General features: G+C 66.0%; 15 protein-coding genes. 7 read left to right on the top strand and 8 right to left on the bottom strand.

All coding sequences use genetic code 11. The features are described from left to right. Window positions 1-45: 45 nt before the first annotated feature. The 6 genes from CSQ85_RS10200 to CSQ85_RS10175 all read right to left on the bottom strand — a co-directional run bounded on the left by CSQ85_RS10200 (window position 46) and on the right by CSQ85_RS10175 (window position 7,326). Window positions 46-2,193 carry a sensor histidine kinase gene (locus CSQ85_RS10200; RefSeq protein ID WP_449495017.1) on the bottom strand — a complete coding sequence of 716 codons (2,148 nt, stop codon included), beginning with the start codon at window positions 2,191-2,193 and terminating at the stop codon, window positions 46-48. Beyond that, window positions 2,190-2,921: a response regulator transcription factor gene (locus CSQ85_RS10195; protein ID WP_150383960.1), complete on the bottom strand. Its 732-nt coding sequence runs from the start codon at window positions 2,919-2,921 to the stop codon at window positions 2,190-2,192. The genes CSQ85_RS10200 and CSQ85_RS10195 overlap by 4 nt, the downstream gene beginning before the upstream one ends. 152 nt (window positions 2,922-3,073) lie before the next feature. Then, window positions 3,074-4,009, bottom strand: a complete 936-nt coding sequence (locus tag CSQ85_RS10190; protein ID WP_223846937.1) for a TPM domain-containing protein — start codon at window positions 4,007-4,009, stop codon at window positions 3,074-3,076. A 143-nt stretch (window positions 4,010-4,152) separates the two neighbouring features. Further along, window positions 4,153-5,778: a chaperonin GroEL gene (gene groL, locus CSQ85_RS10185; RefSeq protein ID WP_107041210.1), complete on the bottom strand. Its 1,626-nt coding sequence runs from the start codon at window positions 5,776-5,778 to the stop codon at window positions 4,153-4,155. 340 nt (window positions 5,779-6,118) lie between these two features. After that, the gene (locus CSQ85_RS10180) at window positions 6,119-6,322 is read right to left on the bottom strand and encodes a cold-shock protein (protein ID WP_107041209.1); all 204 of its coding nucleotides are present in this window, start codon (window positions 6,320-6,322) and stop codon (window positions 6,119-6,121) included. A 230-nt stretch (window positions 6,323-6,552) separates the two neighbouring features. Beyond that, complete coding sequence (locus CSQ85_RS10175) at window positions 6,553-7,326, bottom strand: LytR C-terminal domain-containing protein (protein WP_150383959.1); 774 nt, start codon at window positions 7,324-7,326, stop codon at window positions 6,553-6,555. A 130-nt stretch (window positions 7,327-7,456) separates the two neighbouring features. Here CSQ85_RS10175 and CSQ85_RS10170 point away from each other — a divergent pair, with 130 nt between their 5' ends. The 7 genes from CSQ85_RS10170 (at window position 7,457) to CSQ85_RS10140 (ending at window position 13,687) form a co-directional block, all read left to right on the top strand. Beyond that, window positions 7,457-8,155 (top strand): uracil-DNA glycosylase, encoded by a 699-nt coding sequence (locus CSQ85_RS10170; protein ID WP_150383958.1) that lies wholly within the window; start codon window positions 7,457-7,459, stop codon window positions 8,153-8,155. 257 nt (window positions 8,156-8,412) lie between these two features. After that, complete coding sequence (locus CSQ85_RS10165) at window positions 8,413-9,522, top strand: AAA family ATPase (protein WP_150383957.1); 1,110 nt, start codon at window positions 8,413-8,415, stop codon at window positions 9,520-9,522. Continuing rightward, window positions 9,519-10,412, top strand: a complete 894-nt coding sequence (locus CSQ85_RS10160) for a DUF58 domain-containing protein (RefSeq protein WP_150383956.1) — start codon at window positions 9,519-9,521, stop codon at window positions 10,410-10,412. Before CSQ85_RS10165 ends, CSQ85_RS10160 begins: the two co-directional genes overlap by 4 nt. Beyond that, window positions 10,409-10,924, top strand: a complete 516-nt coding sequence (locus CSQ85_RS10155) for a hypothetical protein (RefSeq protein ID WP_150383955.1) — start codon at window positions 10,409-10,411, stop codon at window positions 10,922-10,924. The genes CSQ85_RS10160 and CSQ85_RS10155 overlap by 4 nt, the downstream gene beginning before the upstream one ends. After that, window positions 10,924-12,018 carry a vWA domain-containing protein gene (locus CSQ85_RS10150; RefSeq protein WP_150383954.1) on the top strand — a complete coding sequence of 365 codons (1,095 nt, stop codon included), beginning with the start codon at window positions 10,924-10,926 and terminating at the stop codon, window positions 12,016-12,018. Before CSQ85_RS10155 ends, CSQ85_RS10150 begins: the two co-directional genes overlap by 1 nt. Next, window positions 12,015-13,061: a vWA domain-containing protein gene (locus CSQ85_RS10145; protein WP_150383953.1), complete on the top strand. Its 1,047-nt coding sequence runs from the start codon at window positions 12,015-12,017 to the stop codon at window positions 13,059-13,061. Before CSQ85_RS10150 ends, CSQ85_RS10145 begins: the two co-directional genes overlap by 4 nt. Then, window positions 13,058-13,687, top strand: a complete 630-nt coding sequence (locus tag CSQ85_RS10140; RefSeq protein WP_150383952.1) for a DUF6466 family protein — start codon at window positions 13,058-13,060, stop codon at window positions 13,685-13,687. The genes CSQ85_RS10145 and CSQ85_RS10140 overlap by 4 nt, the downstream gene beginning before the upstream one ends. Before the next feature lie 157 nt (window positions 13,688-13,844). Here CSQ85_RS10140 and CSQ85_RS10135 read toward each other — a convergent pair whose 3' ends face one another. Next, window positions 13,845-14,744, bottom strand: coding sequence for an aldo/keto reductase (locus CSQ85_RS10135; protein ID WP_150383951.1), 900 nt, complete (start codon window positions 14,742-14,744; stop codon window positions 13,845-13,847). A 129-nt stretch (window positions 14,745-14,873) separates the two neighbouring features. Then, entirely contained in the window at window positions 14,874-18,425 is a 3,552-nt protein-coding gene (gene dnaE / locus CSQ85_RS10130) for a DNA polymerase III subunit alpha (protein ID WP_190973006.1), read from the bottom strand. Window positions 18,426-18,449: the final 24 nt, after the last annotated feature.

Below are 18,449 nucleotides of genomic sequence, written 5' to 3'. Positions count from 1 at the left end.
CAGAAACGGCTCAGCTCAACTCAGCTCAACTCAGCCCGACTCGGCTCAGCGGGAGAACCAGGAGGTCCTGCCGGATTTGTCCTTGCGTTCCTTCCTGCCCTGCTTCGACGCCGCACCAGCCTCCGCGCCCGTGGAGCCCGCGACCGGCGCGAGATCCGACGTCGCGGGCCCCAACGGCAGCATGATGGTGAAGGTGAGTCCGCCTCCCGGCGTCTCCGTGGCGCAGATCAGGCCGTGATGCGCCTTGACGACGGACTGCGCGATGGCGAGTCCCAGACCGGTGCCGCCCTTCTCCCGCGCGCGGGACGGATCGGCCGTGTAGAACCGTTCGAAGATCTGGGCGCGCGATTCGGCTGGCACGCCGGGACCGTGGTCCTCGAAACGCAGCACCGCGTAGTTGGTGCCGGTGTGCATCGAATGCCCGACTTCGGCGGCCTCAAGGAACCGCCGCATCGAATCGTCATTGGATGGCATGCGCGACAGCTGTTCCGGCGTGATCGAGGCGGTCACCACGCCGATTCCCACCCTCGCGGGCGAATCGTCCGGCGTGTAGCGGTGGATGTTGCCCACGATGTTGGTGACGACCTGACGCAGACGCGACCCGTCGCCGGTGATCTCGACAGGCGCCATCCGCTCCCCCTCGATGCCGAGGCCGCTGGGATGCATCATGTCGGCGGACGGTTCGAACACGACCGTGCCGCGCGTGACCTCGCGGTTCGGATCGAGCGCGTGCAGGTCGTCGACGGCGTCGGTCACGAGCGTGGTGAGCGATACGGTCTGGGTCATGTCGATGCCGCGACCCTCGTCGAGGCGCGCCAGCGAGAGCAGGTCCTCGACGAGCACGGTCATGCGCTGGCTGGAGCGCTCGATGTGCGCGATCGACTCGTCGGCGCGTTCGAGCGCACCGGGCATGTCACGCTGCATCGTGTACAGCTCGGCGTAGCCGTGGATGGCGGCGAGCGGCGTGCGCAATTCGTGGCTGGCGTCGGAGACGAACCGCTTCATCTTCGCCGTGGTCTGTTCCTGTTCGTGGAAGCTGCGTTCGATGCGCCCGAGCATCATGTTCAGCGACGCGGACAGGGACCCGACCTCGGTGTTCTCCGGGGCGGACGGCACGCGCTGGCTCAGGTCGCCGGCCGCGATCTTGGCTGCGGTCTTCTCGATGCGCTTGAGCGGGTTGAGCGTGTTCTGGATGATCAGCGCGGACAACGACCCGCCGAGCAGGACGATCGCGATGCCGACGGTGACGCAGTATCGCGTGAGCGTGTTGATGATGTCGATCTGGTCCGCGAGGGACAGTCCGATGAACACGACGCCCAGGTATTCTCCCGAGGCGGGGTCCTCCCACTGGAAGGCGGCCACGCGCCACGGCGAACCGGCGGCCTGCAGGGTGCGTTTGCTCGGTGTGGACGACGTGGTGGACTGGGATGAGCCGGACGAACCGGCGGCGCCGTCCGACTGCGTCGACTGATCGGACGCATTGCCGTCGGCCGTCCCGTTCGCCCCGGAGCTCGCGCCCGCGCCCGCGGAGGCGTCGGACCCCTGCGGACTCGTCGAACCGTCGCCCGACGCGCCCGATGCGCCGGATGAACCGTCCGTGGCGTTCGGATCGGCGCCCGTATCCGGGGTCATCGACTGGATGGTGACGACCTTCGCGCTGGTGGTGAAGGGCTTGCCGAGCATGGAGTCGTTCAGCTGGCCGTTCGACGGCAGCTGCGGCACGGATACGACGTTGCCTTCGAGCACCGGGTACGACGGGGTCTTCGTGACGCCCGTGAGCTTGCCGTTCTTCGCGTAGCGCACTTCGACGAAGTAGCTGTTGAGCCCGCTGTTCTTCTGCGAGGGGTTCTGCTGGACGTACTGGAAGACGATGTCCTTCTGGGACATGATCTGCGTGTCGGTCTTCTCCAGCAGATAACCGCTGACGAGCTGCCTGATGGTCGCGGAGATGCCGATGGTGCCGACGATGAGGATGACCAGCGTGCAGGCGACGAGTTTGGCGCTCAGCGAAACGCGATCGATCCTGTCGAGGAAGAACCGGACGAAACGGTGCATGGGGCCCTTGCCGGCGGGCTTGGCACCGCGTCCTCCGGCAGGCTTGGCACCGCCCGGGTTGGCACCGGTTCCGCCGGCGGCGCTCTGCCCGGCGGACGCCGCCGGCCCCGGTGTCATGCTCTTCGGATGGACGATCATGACTTCGGTTCGCGGATCATGTAGCCGATGCCGCGCTTGGTCTCGATCAGCGGCGTGGCCTTGTGCTTCTCGCCGTTCTCGTCGGTGACCTCGATGCCGTCGACCTTCTTGCGCAGGTAGGAGATGTAGCTTTCGACGATGGCCGCGTCGCCGCCCAAGTCGTACTGCCAGACATGGTCGAGGATCTGCGCCTTGGACAGCACGCGTCCGGCGTTGTCCATCAGGTAGCGCAGCAGCTTGTATTCGGTGGGGCTCAGGTCGATGGCCTGACCGGCGCGGGTCACGTCGTGCGAATCCTCGTTGATCTCGAGGTCGGCCACGCGGATGATCGGGTCGTCTTCCTCCTGCTCGCGGGTGCGGCGCAGGATGGCGCGGATGCGGGCGACGACCTCCTCGAGGCTGAACGGCTTGGTGACGTAGTCGTCGCCGCCGACGGTCAGGCCCATGACCTTGTCCTGGGTGTCGTCGCGTGCGGTGAGGAAGAGGACCGGGGCGTCGATGCCCTCCTGGCGGATGCGGCGGGTGACGGTGAAGCCGTCGATGTCCGGCAACATGACGTCGAGGACGATGAGGTCGGGCTGCACCTTCTCGATGACCTCGATCGCCTCGGAGCCGGAGGCCGCCGTGTTCACCTCAAAGCCCGCGAAATGGAGCGAGGCGACCAACAGCTCACGAATGGACGGTTCGTCGTCGACCACGACGATGTTTGCTTCAATAGGCTTGCTCATGGCTTCCAGCTTGGCCTCTTTGTCTGGAGGTTTCCTGAAAGGGATCTGTGTGTTCTTTAGCCTTTGCGGGTATGTTGATTGCGGGTGTCTGTCTCTCCCCCAGTCAGCTTCGCTGACAGCTCCCTCGTCAGAGGGGGCCAGAAGGCGGGGCTTTACTTCTTGAAGAAGCCCTTCTTTGACTTGCGGGCTTCGCGCAGCTGGCGGCGGGTCATCGGCTTGGCATCGCCGGACCTGCCTTCCCGCTCGATGGCGTTGAGCAGGTCCGTCATGGTCGTCTCCCCCGCGGTCTGCTCCGAGGACTGCCCCGTAGGCTGCGCCGACGACGTCGCCGGTGTATCACCGGCCTTCCCCGTCTCGGTCTTGCCGGCCTCGGTCTTGCCGGCCTTGCCCTTGGCCTTAGACTTGGACGCGGAACCGCGCCTCGCCTTGTTCCGGCGCCGCAGCGTCACCGTCGTCACGATGACGATGACGAGCAGGACGAGCACGCAGCCCATCACGATCAGGCCGATCCTGATGGTGCGCGAGTTGGTGGAGGTTTGTTTCTGCTGCTTGATCTCGTCCATCATGGCGATGGCGGCGCCGGACCAGTCCTGATCGTCCTGCTTCGCGAGGGGCGCGGTCGCGGCGCGGCTCAGCTCGTCCACCGTCTTCTCGTCGCGCAGCCACTCGTCGGAGTTCGACGAGACCGCGACGACGAGGTTCCCGTCGCCCGACGCCACCGCGAGCAGCACGGTGTTGGGTTCGGGATTGGTCGCCTCGAGCACCTGCTTGGCCCATTGGGACGGCTTGTCGTCGGCGCCGAAGCTTTCGACGTACTGCAGGTGCACATGCACGCCCGTCTCCTCCTCGGTCTGCTTGATCCTGTCGCTCACCGTGGAGACGTTGGAGCCGAGCAGGTTCTGCGGATCGGTGATCTCATTGGTCATCGTGCCGGTCTGCACCGCGAACGCCGACGGCGCGGGCAATGCCGCCGCCAACGCCACCGCCAGCGTCAGGCAGATCATCATCAGCAGCGTCGCGAAACCCGCGAACGCCCTGCGGATACCGTGCCGGGATGCATCCGGCGTCGCGAATCGTACGAAAATCATGTACCCCACCTTAGCGCCTTCCGGGCGAAACCGTCGCCGACGGAACACGTCCCATCCCGAAACGACAAGTGGTCCCGACCCCCATGCGGGGATCGGGACCACTTACGCTATGCGCGCTATGCGGCTAGTCCGTGATCGGCCGATCAGTAGCCCATGTCGGCGCCGGCGGCCGGGGCGGCGGTCTTCGGCTCCGGCTTGTTGGCGACGACGGCCTCGGTGGTCAGGAACAGGCCGGCGATGGAGGCGGCGTTCTGCAGGGCGGAACGGGTGACCTTCACCGGGTCGGTGACACCGGCGGCCAGCAGGTTCTCGTAGGTGTTGGTGGCGGCGTTGAAGCCCTCACCCTCCGGCAGGGAGCGAACCTTGTTGATCACCACGTCGCCGGACACGCCGGAGTTCTCGGCGATCTGCTTGATCGGAGCCTCGATGGCGCGGAACACGATGGCCGCACCGGTGGCCTCCTCGCCGGTCAGCGAGGTGACGGACTCGTCCTTCTCGGCCTTGGCGGCGGCCTGAACGAGGGCGACACCACCGCCGGGCAGCAGGCCCTCCTCGATGGCGGCCTTCGCGTTGCGCACGGCGTCCTCGATGCGGTGCTTGCGCTCCTTGGCCTCGACCTCGGTGGCAGCGCCGACCTTGATGACGGCGACGCCGCCGGCCAGCTTGGCGAGACGCTCCTGCAGCTTCTCGCGATCGTAGTCGGAGTCGGTGTTCTCGATCTCGGCGCGGATCTGGGAGACGCGCGCGTCGATGTCCTCCTTGGAGCCGGCGCCCTGGACGATCGTCGTCTCGTCCTTGGAGACGATGACCTTCTTGGCGTGGCCCAGCACGGAGGTGTCGATGGAGTCGAGCTTCAGGCCCAGCTCGTCGGAGACGACCTGAGCGCCGGTGAGGATGGCCATATCCTGCAGCATGGCCTTGCGGCGGTCGCCGAAGCCCGGGGCCTTGACGGCGCAGGACTTGAAGGTGCCGCGGATGTTGTTGAGGATCAGGGTCGGCAGCGCCTCGCCGTCGACGTCCTCGGCGATGATCAGCAGCGGCTTGCCGGTCTTCATGACCAGCTCGGCCACGTGCACGACGTCCTGCTGGCTGGAGACCTTGCCGGAGGTCAGGAGGATGTACGGGTCCTCGAGCACGGCGGTCTGGTCGTCGGCGTTGGTGACGAAGTACGGGGCGATGTAGCCCTTGTCGAAGCGCATGCCCTCGGTGAACTCGAGGTCAAGGCCGAAGCGGTTGTTGTCCTCGACGGTCACGACGCCGTCCTGGCCGACCTTGTCCAGGGCCTCGGCGATCTTCTCGCCGACCTCGGGATCGGCGGCGGAGATGGTGGCGGTCGCGGCGATCTGCTCCTTGGTCTCGACGTCCTTGGCGGCGGCGATGAGCTCCTTGACGATGGCGTCGGAGGCCTTCTCGATGCCGCGGCGCAGCGCGATCGGGTTGGAACCGGCGACCACGTTCTTCAGGCCCTCGTGCACGAGGGACTGGGCCAGCACGGTCGCGGTGGTGGTGCCGTCGCCGGCGACGTCGTCGGTCTTCTTGGCGACTTCCTTGACCAGCTCGGCGCCGATGCGCTCGTACGGATCCTCGAGATCGATCTCCTTGGCGATGGAGACGCCATCGTTGGTGATGGTCGGAGCGCCGTAGGTCTTGTCGAGCACGACATTGCGGCCCTTCGGGCCAAGGGTGACCTTGACGGTGTTGGCGAGCTTGTCGAGGCCCTCCAGCATGCCCTGACGGGCTTCCTCATCATACGCGATGATCTTTGCCATGGTTTGTGTCCTCCAAATGGCTTCATTCGGTTCCGGTTATCCACCCGTACGGTTTCGCATGACCGCCCGCCGTCAGCTGCGGGTTATCACTCTCGACCTCCGAGTGCTAACCCAGACATTAGCACTCTGCCTCGTCGAGTGCCAACATCCGGTTCGGCGATTGCGCTTTGGGCATGAATCCGGACGTGCGCCGGCACACGTCGGCATGCGCCGAACGGCGAAAAAGGCATGAAAAAAGCCCCGTCGTACTGACCGGGGCGACCTGAGGTGTCCGAAGCCTCAACCTCACGAACTCTTCATTTATATCCGGGCGATGCACCACTCGCTCGAGATCACATCATCACAGCTTCGTGACCTTCGTCGCCTGCATGCCCTTGGGGCCCTTCTCGGCCTCGTACTCGACCTTGTCTCCTTCGTCCAAGGTCTTGAACCCCTCGCCCTGGATCACCGAGTAGTGGACGAACACGTCATCGCCGCCGCCTTCCGGCGTGATGAAGCCATACCCCTTGCCGTTACTGAAAAACTTTACGGTTCCTTGCGCCATGTTTGCACTTCCCTTAGCTGTGTGAGCTCTATATCTCTCCCGACACGGAGGGACTTACAACCACAACACCGCGCTCCCCCCGCCTCGCGACTAAAGGGTCAGTATAGACGCGACCCAAAACAACGACAAGGCGGGGTCCACGCATGGGCGGGATTCATGGAATCTTCACGACCTCATGGACCCCGTACGGCCGGCTCAAAGACGGGGCCACGGGACCTGACGAATGGGGATCAGCTCATCAGCACCACCACGACGGAGGCGGAGATGGCCGTGGACTGCTGCACGTTGGAGATGCCCAACGTGGAGGCCACGTCCTGGGCGGTGGCCTTGTCCGCATCGCGGCGATACCACACGACGGTGGAGCTCGGCAGGGAGGACTGGGGGTTGGCGGCCACGACGTTCGTGTAGCCCGCGGCAGCGAGCGTGTTCTTCTTCGACGCGGCGTAGCCGGAGGTGCGGGTGCCGTTGATCACGCGCACCGAGGCGGACTTGTCCGGCTGGGCGGCCGCCTGGGCCTGAGCCTGGGCCTGCTGCTGCGCCTCCTGCTGGGCGGCGTCCTGCTGCGCCTGCGCGTCGGCGGAGGACTGCTGGTCCGTGGCATCCTGCTGGGTCGCCGACGAATCGGAGGAGGACGCCGACTTGCCGGAAGAGTCAGAGGAATCGGAGGAAGCGGACGAGTCGGACGAGGAGTCCTTGGACGACGAATCCGTTCCGGTCGAGGAGGAGCCGGACGACTTGGACGACGAATCCGACGAGGAGGCGTCGGCCGACGCGCTCTGCGAGGAATCGGACGCCCACGGCCATGGAATGTGATTCACCTCACCGGAGAAGACGCCCCACGCGGCGAATCCGCCCAACGCGGCGACCAGCACGACGGCGATGAACGGAGCGATGCGGGCGGACAGGGAACGATTGCCCCGGTGCACCCCGGCGGGCCCCTTCGGCGGGTTGTCGAACACGTCCGGCTCGTAGGATCCGCCGTTGTCCTTGTCACTGTGCGCCATATTCGTGATTCCTCCATCCATATGAACTACCCATGAGTGTAACGTCAGCGCCGCCCCGGATGCAATGACGGCGCACGGTGCGCCACCGGATATGCACGTTCGGGGCCGCGACGCGCGTAGAGTGGACCCCATGAGCGTCAAACCACTGAGTGAACTGGTCGAACCCGGCTGGGCCGCCGCGTTGGCGGACGTCGAACCGGACATCCACCGCATGGGCGAGTTCCTGCGTGAGGAGAACCGCGCCGGGCGTCATTGGCTGCCCGCCAGCCACAACATCCTGCGCGCCTTCACCATCCCCTTCGATTCGATCAAGGTGCTGATCGTGGGTCAGGACCCCTACCCCACGCCGGGTCATCCGGTGGGGCTGAGCTTCTGCGTGGCCCCGGACGTGCGCCCACTGCCCAAAAGCCTGATCAATATATATAAGGAGCTCGTCTCCGATCTGGGCGTGCCCGAACCGTCCAACGGCGACCTGACCCCGTGGACCGAACGCGGCGTGCTGCTGCTCAACAGGTGCCTGACCGTGGGCGTCGGACGCCCGAACTCCCATCAGGGCAAGGGCTGGGAGAAGGTCACCGAGGCAGCGATCCGCGCCCTCAACGACCGCGTCGACCCGGAGAGCGGCAAGCCGCGGCCGCTGGTCGCGATCCTGTGGGGCCGCAACGCGCAGACTCTGGAGCCGCTGCTGACCAACGCCGTCATCATCAAATCCCCGCACCCGAGCCCCCTGTCCGCCTCCCGCGGCTTCTTCGGTTCCCACCCCTTCTCCCGAGCCAACCAGGCCCTCACCGCCATGGGCTCCACCCCCATAGACTGGCAACTCCCCTAGCCCCTCCCGGAAAATTCGCCCCGCGCTTAACCCGTGCGGAGAAAACGCAACTTGGTGGGGAGCGGATTATGCGATGACCGACCGTAGGCCTGGCTGCTGAGCCGTTACATGTGCAGTCCAGTGGACTGCACATAGGCGAGGCGAGCAGCTATGCTGCGAGGCCCGGCGAAAGCCGGGTGCCTTGAGTGTGTCGGGCATCGCATAATCCGCTCCCCTCCCCACCACCCCAGTCACCGCACCTAGTTACAGTGGAGCGCATGGCAATTTTCCCTCCCAAACCGCAGACGCCCTCGCAGCCTGCGCAACCGCCTCTGATGCCGACCATGCAGACGATGCCGACCATGCCGACGATGCAATCCCCCGCGTCGGCGGGCGCGCTGACCGCCGATGACGTCGCGCGCTCCAAGGAGCTCGCCGACCGCATCCGCGCCCGTTTCTCCCAGACGCTCGTCGGCCAGGACAATCTTCGCGAATCGCTGATCCTGACCCTGGTCGCCGGCGGCCACATCCTCATCGAATCGGTGCCGGGCCTGGCGAAGACCACGGCGGCGCAGACGCTGGCGACCTCCGTGTCGGGCACGTTCAAGCGCGTGCAGTGCACGCCGGACCTCATGCCCTCCGATCTGGTCGGCACGCAGGTCTTCGATTTCTCCACGCAGAAGTTCACCACGCAGATCGGCCCGATCCACGCCAATTTCGTGCTGCTCGACGAGATCAACCGCTCGAACGCGAAGACGCAGTCGGCGATGCTCGAGGCGATGGCCGAGGGCGCGACGACGATCGGCGGCCAGCGCATCCCCCTGCCGCGTCCGTTCATGGTGATCGCCACGCAGAACCCCATCGAGGAGGAGGGCACGTTCGCGCTGCCCGAGGCCCAGATGGACCGTTTCATGATGAAGGCGATGATGACCTATCCGACGCCGGACGAGGAGACGCGCATGCTGGCGCTGCTTACCCGCCGCGGCTCGGACGTGTTCGACCCCTCGCAGCTCACGGCCGATCAGATCACGATCCGCGACGTCGAGTTCCTGCGCGCCTCGGCCCGCCGCGTGCACGTCTCCGACGCGATCATGCGCTATGCGGCCGATGTGACCGCCACCTCGCGCGGCGCCGGCTCGCATCCGGTGGCGTCGCTGGGTTCGCTGGTCAGGCTCGGCGCCTCGCCGCGCGCCTCGATCGCGCTGATCCGCATCGGTCAGGCGAGCGCGCTGCTGGCGGGACGCGACTATGTGGTCCCGGAGGATCTCAAGGCGCATATGCGCGAGATCCTGCGCCACCGCGTGCTGCTCACGTTCGAGGCGCTGGCGGACGGCGTGACCGCCGATCAGGTGGTCGACAGCATCGTCAGGGCGGTTCCCGTTCCATGATCGACGATCCGATCAGGGCCAGGATCGAGGCGCTGGGCACGCGGATGACGCTGCCCACCGTCCGCAGGGCGCTGGGCGTGGTCGAGGGCGAGCATACGTCGAGACGCGCCGGCGGCTCGGACGAGCTGATGGACGTGCGAGCCTATGAGGCCGGCGACGAGGCGCGTCTCATCGAATGGAAGACCAGCGCCCGTCAGGGACGGCCCATGGTGGTGCGTCGCGAGCGTCTGGTCACCTCCCGCGTGTGGATGCTGCTCGATGCCGGCGTCGAGATGACCGGTTCGTGCGCGTCGGGAGAGAGGGCCTACGAGGTCGCGGCGAACGGGCTGCGCATGTTCGCGGCGCTGTCGCTGCGTCGTTCCGACGACGTCTCGCTGGTGTTCGGCGACGCGGCGAGCATCACCCGCGTGCCGTTCCACGGCGGGTTCGCCCAGTTCGAACGCACGCTGGACGGTGCGCTGAACCGCAGGTGGACGCACGGGCGCAACATCGGCGCGCTGCTCGATTACGCGCGCCGCATCAAGGACCGTGACGCGCTGGTGGTGATCGCGACCGACGAGCAGGCGCTGGGCAAGGAGCATATGCGCACGCTGCGGCTGATCGCCCGCACGCATCCGATCGTGCTCATCGACGTGGCGACGCTCAACCCGTTCTCGGCGGGCATCTCCGCCCATGTGTTCGACGGACTGTCCGGACGACGACTGCCCGCGTTCCTCGCGAACCCCCGTGCGGCGCAGCAGGTGGACACGCATCGCGCGTACATGGCGGCCGCGCTGGAACATGAGCTCGGACGCGTGGGCGGGCACCTGATCCACGCCGGATCCAGCGAGGCCATGTTCGACGCGTTCGTGGCATTGATCTCGCGCGCGCTCGCGGGAGGCAGGGTATGACGACGTCGGATCTCACGCCGGTCGGCCAGCTCGACCTGACACCCATGCTCGCCATCGTCGCCGGCGCCTGCGCCGCGCTGGCCGTCATCCTCATCGTCGCCGTGGTGCTGCTGTCGCGTCCGCGCAAGACGCGGGCCAAGGCGCAGCCACGCGGGGCCCACACGGGTGCCGCGGACCGCCGCGCATGGCACCGTCGCATCGACGAGGTGGTCTCGCGGCACGACTCCGGCGAACTGGACCGCGAGGAGGCGTTCGCCGCGCTGGCCGGCATCGCCCGCGACTACGCGTCCGAGGCGTCGGGGCGTGACCTCACCTCCCACACGCTCGCGGACATCCGCCGCGAACCGCGCACGGAATCGACCAAGCAGGGGCTCGACCTGCTGCGCATGACGATCTCGGCCCTCTACCCGCCGGAGTTCGCGGATACGGCCGTCAACCCCGACGCCCGCGAGGCCAGTGTGGAGGAGGCCGCCGGATGGGTGGCGAATCTGGTGGAAAGGTGGTCCCGCTGATGCAGCTGTCATGGCAATGGCCCTGGGCCGCGCTCGCCGGTGCGCTCGCCGTCGTGGCGATCATCATCCTGATCGTCGCGCTGTCGCGTCGCGGCCGAAACGGAAGCGGGGACGACGCGATGCGCGTGTTCTCGCTGGACGACGATCTCAACACCGAGGCCGCGTCGAAGCTGTTCCGTCAGTGGCGGTGGCTGAACCGCGCCGCGGCGGTGTTCATCGTGCTCGCGCTGGCGCTGGCGGTCGCGTTGGTCGCGCGCCCGTCGACGGTGGATTCCGGCGAGGAGCGTTCGTCGAGCCGCGACATCGTGCTGTGTCTCGACGTCTCCGGTTCGACGTTGCCGTACGACCGTCAGGTGATCGACACCTACCGTGATCTGGTGTCGCGGTTCCAGGGCGAACGCATCGGCATGAGCATCTTCAACTCGACCTCGCGCACGGTGTTCCCGTTGACCGACGACTACGATCTGGTCGCCAAACAGCTTGAGGAGGCGTCGAAGACGCTCAGGGGCGTCGAATCGCAGGACGACATCGACAAGATGAGCGACGCCGACTACCAGCGGGTCTCGGATTGGCTTGAGGGAACGCAGAACCGCAAGGACACGACGTCGCTGATCGGCGATGGCGTGGTGTCGTGCGCGGCGATGCTGCCCGGTTTCACGTATGGTTCGTCCAGCTCGTCCGGCTCCTCGGACGGCTCGTCAGGCGACGCCGGTCGCACGCGCGCCGCGTCGATCGTGCTCGCCACCGACAACGTGGTGTCCGGCACGCCGACGTACACCCTGGAGCAGGCGCTGGATCTGACCGCGCAGGCCGGGATCACGGTCGACGGCCTGTTCTCCGGACCAAAGGAGAGCGAGAGAGAGAACACGACGACGCGCATGAAGCAGCTCATCGAGTCGCACGGCGGCGTGTTCCTCACGCAGTCGAACGGTTCGAGCGTGGACGGGCTGGTGCGCGACATCGACGGACGGCGCAAGGCCAAGGAGCAGAAGACCGATCAGGCCGCGCTCGTCGACGCGCCGGGATGGTGGACGCTCGCGATGGTCGTGGCGCTGGCCGCATGGCTGTTGACGGTCTGGAGGCTGAAGCGATGAACGATGTTGGTTCCTTGACCCTCTCCCCCGCGCTCGGGTGGATCGCCGGCGGGCTCGTCGCCGCCGTCCTGCTGGTGTTCGCCGTGATCGGCATCGTGCGTCATGCGCGCGGAGCCGCCGGCGACGAGACGGTCGCGGCGTGCGTGCGACGCGTGCTGATGTGCGTGACGGCCGCGCTGATGGTGCTGACGCCGTCGGTGGTGTCGACGACCACGTCCCGCGCGGTCAACGCCACGGATGTGATCGTGGCGGTCGACGTGACCGGTTCGATGGCGGTCGCGGACGCGAAATACGGCTCCGACGAGACCATCACCCGTCTGGACGCGGCCCGCAAGGCCGTCGACGATCTGACCGGACTGTACCCGGACGCGAGTTTCGCCGCGATGCGGTTCGGCGCCTCCGGCACGCTGGACGTGCCGCTCACGCCGGACGCCCCGGCGATCCGCAACTGGGCGGCGACGCTCACGCCCGAGGCGACGAGCGTGTCGTCCGGCTCGTCGCTGGACGCGCCGCTCGACCAGCTGGTCTCGACGCTGAAGGAGACCCGCGACCGGCATCCCGACGACGCGATCGTGCTGTACGTCATCACCGATGGCGAGCAGACCTCCGCCAGGACGAGGCGCACCTTCTCCACGCTGCGTGGCTATCTGACCGACGCGTTCACCGTGGGCGTCGGCTCGACCGCCGGCGGACGCATCCCGAGGATCGCCGACGGCGTGACCGACGGGACCGCGCAGAACGGCCAGAACAGCCAGGAGTGGGTCACCGACCCGGACACCGGCCAGCCGGGCATCTCGAAGATGGACGAGCAGAACCTCAAGGACATCGCCGACGAGATGAGCGGCACGTATCTGGCGATGGACGCCACGAACACGACCAAGGACGCCATATCGTCCAAGGCGTCCAAGGCGTGGCGTCTCACGCAGACCGTCAAATCCCGTACGCGCACCGCCCCGGTCGTCTGGCCGCTGGCCATCGTGATGGCCGTGCTGCTGACGTGGGAGTTCGGCGCGCAACTGGTTCTGTCGAGGAGGCTGATATGAGCACGCACGCACGATCCCGGGAATCACGGGCATCACGGGAGTTCCGTACGGACGGCGGCGGGAAGCCCCGCGCCCGCGCGTCCCTGCCGGTGCGCATCGTACTGGCGGTTCTCGCCGCGGCCGTCCTCGGCGTGGGCGGATTCGCCTGCCTGAACCTCATGGCCGTCGGCCAGTTCAATCAGGCGACCGCCACGCTGACCCGCAACATCAAGGCGGCGGTCAAGGAGGATGCGGATCTCGCCACGCTCGAGGCCAGCCAGCAGCAGACCGACGCCCAGTTCGAGGACGCCGCCGCGTTCGACGCGGTCCTGCTGCCCGACGTCAGATCGTCGATCGCAACGAACACCGAGGTCTCCCGCAAGCTCACTGCCCTGATCAAACAGCGTCTGGCCGAGCAACAGGGCACGAACAGCTCCGGTGGCTCCGGCGGATCATCGAACGGCGATTCGGGAGCCGCCACCGACCAGTCGCAGGGCAAGGACGACGGCCCGGCCCTGACCGATCAGCAGAAGGCCCAGATCGAGCAGCTTCTCAAGGCGAACCAGCAGTCCACCGACACCAGCACCTCAACCCAACAGAACCTCGACAAAAAGGCCAAGCAGAACCAAACCTCAAAACCGTGGTGACCGGACGCTTAACGGGATTTTCAATCAGAATCGCGTGACGTGAGTTCACCACTAAACTAAAGCCGCCGTTATGTGATGATGCGCGACCGTAGGCTTGGCCGAACGGCCTTGAGTGTGTCGCGCATCGTCACATAACGGCGGCGCCCCAACTATGAGCTCAGATGTTGCCGCGCGAGTGCTGGTTGGCCCAGGACTGGGACTGCACGAACGTCGCCGGGTCCGCGCTCACGTTCCCGTGCGGGTCGTGGAGCGCGTCGATGGACGCGAGCTCGGCGTCCGTGAGGTCGAACGACGCCGCCTCGAGGTTCTGCTTCATACGGTCGGGATGCTTCGACTTCGGGATGACGATGCGCCCCTCCTGCGTATGCCAGCGCAGCACGACCTGCGCCGGCGTGACATCGTGCGCCTTGGCGGCCTCGAGCACGGGTTCGGCGCCCATGTCGGAGCCGTGGCCGAGCGGGCTGTACGCCTCCACGGTGATGCCGTGGTCCTTGCAGAAGGCGAGGTTGTCCGGCTGGCTGAAGCGCGGATGGACCTCGATCTGGTTGACGGCCGGGGTGGCCCCGGAGTCGTCGATGATGGCCTGCAGATGCTCGGGCAGGAAGTTGCTCACGCCGGGCACGCGGATGAGTCCGGCGTCACGCAGGTCGAGCAGCGAACGCCACGTCTCGCGGTACAGGTCGACGGCGGGGAACGGCCAGTGGATCAGGTACATGTCGACGTGGTCGAGCCCGAGCTTCTCCAGCGAGCGCTCGAGTGCGATGCGCGCCGGTTCGCGGCCCTGATCGCAGTTGCGCAGCTTGGTGGTGACCCACACCTTGCCGGCCATGCCGGTGGCCTTGAGCGCGTCGCCGACCTCCTTCTCGTTGTAGTAGGCGGCCGCCGTGTCGATGTGGCGGTAGCCGATCGCCAGTGCCTCCTCGACGGCGCGCTGCGTGTCCTCGGGCGGGATCTGGAACACGCCGAATCCGATCTGCGGGATGACGGTGTGGTTCGCGTCGTTCAACGCGAGTTCCGGAGAACGCAATGTCGTTTCCTCGGATGCTTCAAATGCCATGACAGGACCTCCCCTTGCATGATTGCATGCCGGTCCGGGCCGGTTCCGATTTCTCTCGCCCGGACCGTTCGAGGCCCATCGTACGCCGTTCTGCAACCGGGATCATGACCCGTTCCGGTTGTCCCGGCGCTACGCGGCGGGCAGACAGCTCGGGCCGAAGAGGATCTTGATCTCGGCGAACAGGGAGGTGTCTCGTTTGACACGGAACCGGTCGCCGAAGGTCATCACCTGCGCGTTGCCCTTCTCGTCCATGATCGCGAGTTTGACCTCGCAGTATCCGGGGTGGTTGGTGAGCACCTGGCCGAGTTTCATCATGTGCTGCCGGTCGAGCGCCACTTCGGGCAGGGTGATGACGAACGGCCGTTCGTCCTCCGCCTCGAGCGAGGGGACCTGCATGTCGGTGGCGCGCAGGGAGACGGTCTCGTCGCGCATCTCGACCTGTCCGCGGATCTGCACGACCTGGTCGACGGCGAGCTGGGCGGCCGCGGCCTCGTACACCTTGCCGAAGAACATGCACTGGATGGAGCTTTCCAGATCCTCGATGGTGACGATCGCCCACGCGTTGCCCTTCTTGGAGACGCGCCGGTCGACGCCGGTGACGAGGCCGGCGAGGGTGACCTGCTGGCCTTCGCCCATCGTCCTGGCGCGGTCGATCAGATGCGCGATGGACATCTCGCGCAGTCCGGCGAGTACGGCGGTCATGCCCGAGAGCGGGTGGTCGGAGACGTACAGGCCGAGCATCTCGCGTTCGAAGTTGAGCTTGGTCTTCTTGTCCCAGTCCTCGACGTCGGGCACGGTGACGGACGCGTCGCCCATCGCCTCCGCTCCCCCGTCCTCGTCGTCGGAGAACAGGTCGAACTGGCCTTCGGCCTGCTTGCGTTTGAGGCTGACGACCGAGTCGATCGCGGCCTCGTGGATCTGGAACAGGGCGCGGCGGTTGGGGTCGATGGAGTCGAACGCGCCGGCCTTGATCAGCGATTCCACGAGGCGCTTGTTGAGCGCGGTCAGGGGCACGCGGCGGATGAAGTCCATGAAGTTCACGTACTTGCCGCGCGGGCTCTCCCGCTCGGCGATGATGTCGGCCACCGGCTTCTCGCCCACGTTGCGGATCGCGCCCAGGCCGAAACGCACCACGTCGCCCACGGCCGAGTACGCGAACTGCGACTCGTTGACGTCCGGCGAGAGCACCTGGATGCCCATGCGCCGCGCCTCGCCCAGATAGAGCGCGGTCTTGTCCTTGTTGTCCTTCGTACCCTGCAACAGCGCGGCCATGAACTCGACCGGATAATGGGTCTTCAAATACGCGGTCCAGTAGGAGATCAGGCCGTACGCGGCCGAGTGCGCCTTGTTGAACGCGTACCCGGAGAACGGGACCAGCACGTCCCACACGGCCTGCGACGCCTCCTCGGAATAGCCGTGCTCCTTCATGCCCGCGAAGAACGGGATCTTCTCCTTGGCCAGCACCTCCGGCTTCTTCTTGCCCATCGCACGCCGCAGCACGTCGGCCTTGCCCAACGAATAGCCGGCCAGGATGCGGGCCGCGGACTGCACCTGCTCCTGGTAGATGATCAGACCATACGTCTCGTCGAGCACCTGCCTCAACGGCTCGTCCAGCTCGGGGTGGATCGGCGTGATCTTCTGCAACCCGTTCTTGCGCTTGGCGTAGTTCGTGTGCGAATCCATCGACATCGGGCCCGGACGGTACAGGGCGATCAATGCGGAGATGTCGTTGAAGTTATCCGGCTTCAACATCTTGAGCAGGCTGCGCATGCCATCGGAATCCAGCTGGAACACGCCCAGCGTGTCGCCGCGCGACAGCAGCTCGTACGTGGCCTTGTCGTCCAACGGGATCTTCGTGTAGTCGATCGCCGGCTTGCCGTTCGCCTCGATGTTCCTCAGCGTGTCCTGGATGACCGTCAAGTTGGACAGGCCGAGGAAGTCCATCTTCACCAGCCCCAGCGTCTCGCACGTATGGTACTCGAACGTGGTCGTCACCGTGCCGTCCGTACGCTCCAACAACGGGGACGTGTCCGTGATCGGCTCGCTACCCATGATCGTCGCGCACGCGTGCACGCCCGTCTGACGGATCAGACCCTCGATCGTCTTCGCCTTGTCGACGATCATGTGCACGTCATGGTCCGACTCGTACAGCTCGCGGAACTCACGCGCCTCCGCATACCGCTTCGACTCCGGGTCGAAGATCTCCTTGAGGCTCGCGTCCTTGCCGTTCTTCGACGGCGGCAGCGCCTTGGTGACCTTGTCGCCCATCGCGAACTCGTAGCCCATGATGCGCGCCGAGTCCTTCAACGCCTGCTTCGTCTTGATCACGCCGTAGATCACGCACTGGGCGACCTTGTCCCGCCCGTACTTCTCGCCGCAGTAGTCGATCACATGCAGACGTCCCTCCGGGTCGAAGTCCACATCGATATCCGGCAAGCTCACACGCTCCGGGTTCAGGAACCTCTCGAAGATCAGGCCATGCTTCAACGGGTCCAGCTCGGTGATGCCCATCGCGTACGCGACCATCGAACCTGCCGCCGAACCACGCCCCGGACCCACCATGATCCCGTGGTCCTTCGCCCACTGGATGTAGTCCGCCACCACCAGGAAGTAGCCGCAGAACTGCATCTGACAGATCACGCCGCACTCGTAATCCGCCTGCTTGGAGACGTATTCGGGCACGTTGCCGTCATACCGGCGCTCCAGGCCCTCCTCGACCTTCTTGAGGAACAGGCTCGCCTCGTCCCACCCCTCCGGGCAGTCGAACTGCGGCATGAACGCGCCGTCCTCGTGATCGTCGAAGATCACGTTGCACCGCTCCGCCACCTCGATCGTGTTGTCGCACGCCTCGGGGAACTCGCGGAACAGCTCACGCATCTCCTCGGCCGGCTTGATGTAATAGCCCGTACCGTCGAACTTGAACCGGTTCGGATCGTCCAGATGCGAACCCGAGTTGATGCACAGCATCGCGTCCTGCGCCTCCGCGTCCTCCGCATGCACGTAATGCGAGTCGTTCGTGGCCAGCAGCGGCGCGTTCAGCCGCTTGGCGATGTCCAGCAGACCGGACGTGACCTGCCTCTCGATATCCAGGTTGTGATCCATCAGCTCGATGTAGAAGTTGTCACGCCCGAAGATGTCCTGGAACTCCCCCGCCGCACGCAACGCCTCATCGAACTGCCCCAGACGCAACCTCGTCTGGATGATGCCCGACGGGCAGCCCGAGGAGGCGATCACGCCCTTCGAATAGGTCGCGAGCACCTCCTTGTCCATACGCGGATAACGCTGCACGCGGCCCTCGAGGTTCGCCACCGACGACGCCTTGATGAGGTTCACCAGACCCTCGTCGTTCTCCGCCCACATCGTCATATGCGTGATCAGACCACCGCCGGAGACGTCGTCACTGCGCTGCTCCTCGGTGCCCCAATGCACGCGCGACTTGTCCTGACGCGCGGTCTCCGGCGTCACATACGCCTCGATGCCGATGATCGGCTTGACACCGTTGGCCACGCAGTTCGTGTACATCTCGTACGCGCCATGCATGTTGCCGTGATCCGTGATGGCGACCGCCGGCATGCCCAGTTCGGCCGTGTACTTCGCCAGATCCGGGATCTTGGACGCCCCGTCGAGCAGCGAATAATGCGTGTGATTATGCAGATGCACGAAGTTTCCCGAATCAGCCATGCGTTCCAGCATACCGTCGGGTCT

The sequence above is a fragment of the Bifidobacterium rousetti genome, from assembly GCF_008698235.1.
Taxonomy (GTDB): Bacteria; Actinomycetota; Actinomycetes; order Actinomycetales; family Bifidobacteriaceae; genus Bifidobacterium; species Bifidobacterium rousetti.
Note: the sequence above shows the minus strand (reverse complement) of the source record. Positions and strands in the feature narration are given on the sequence as shown.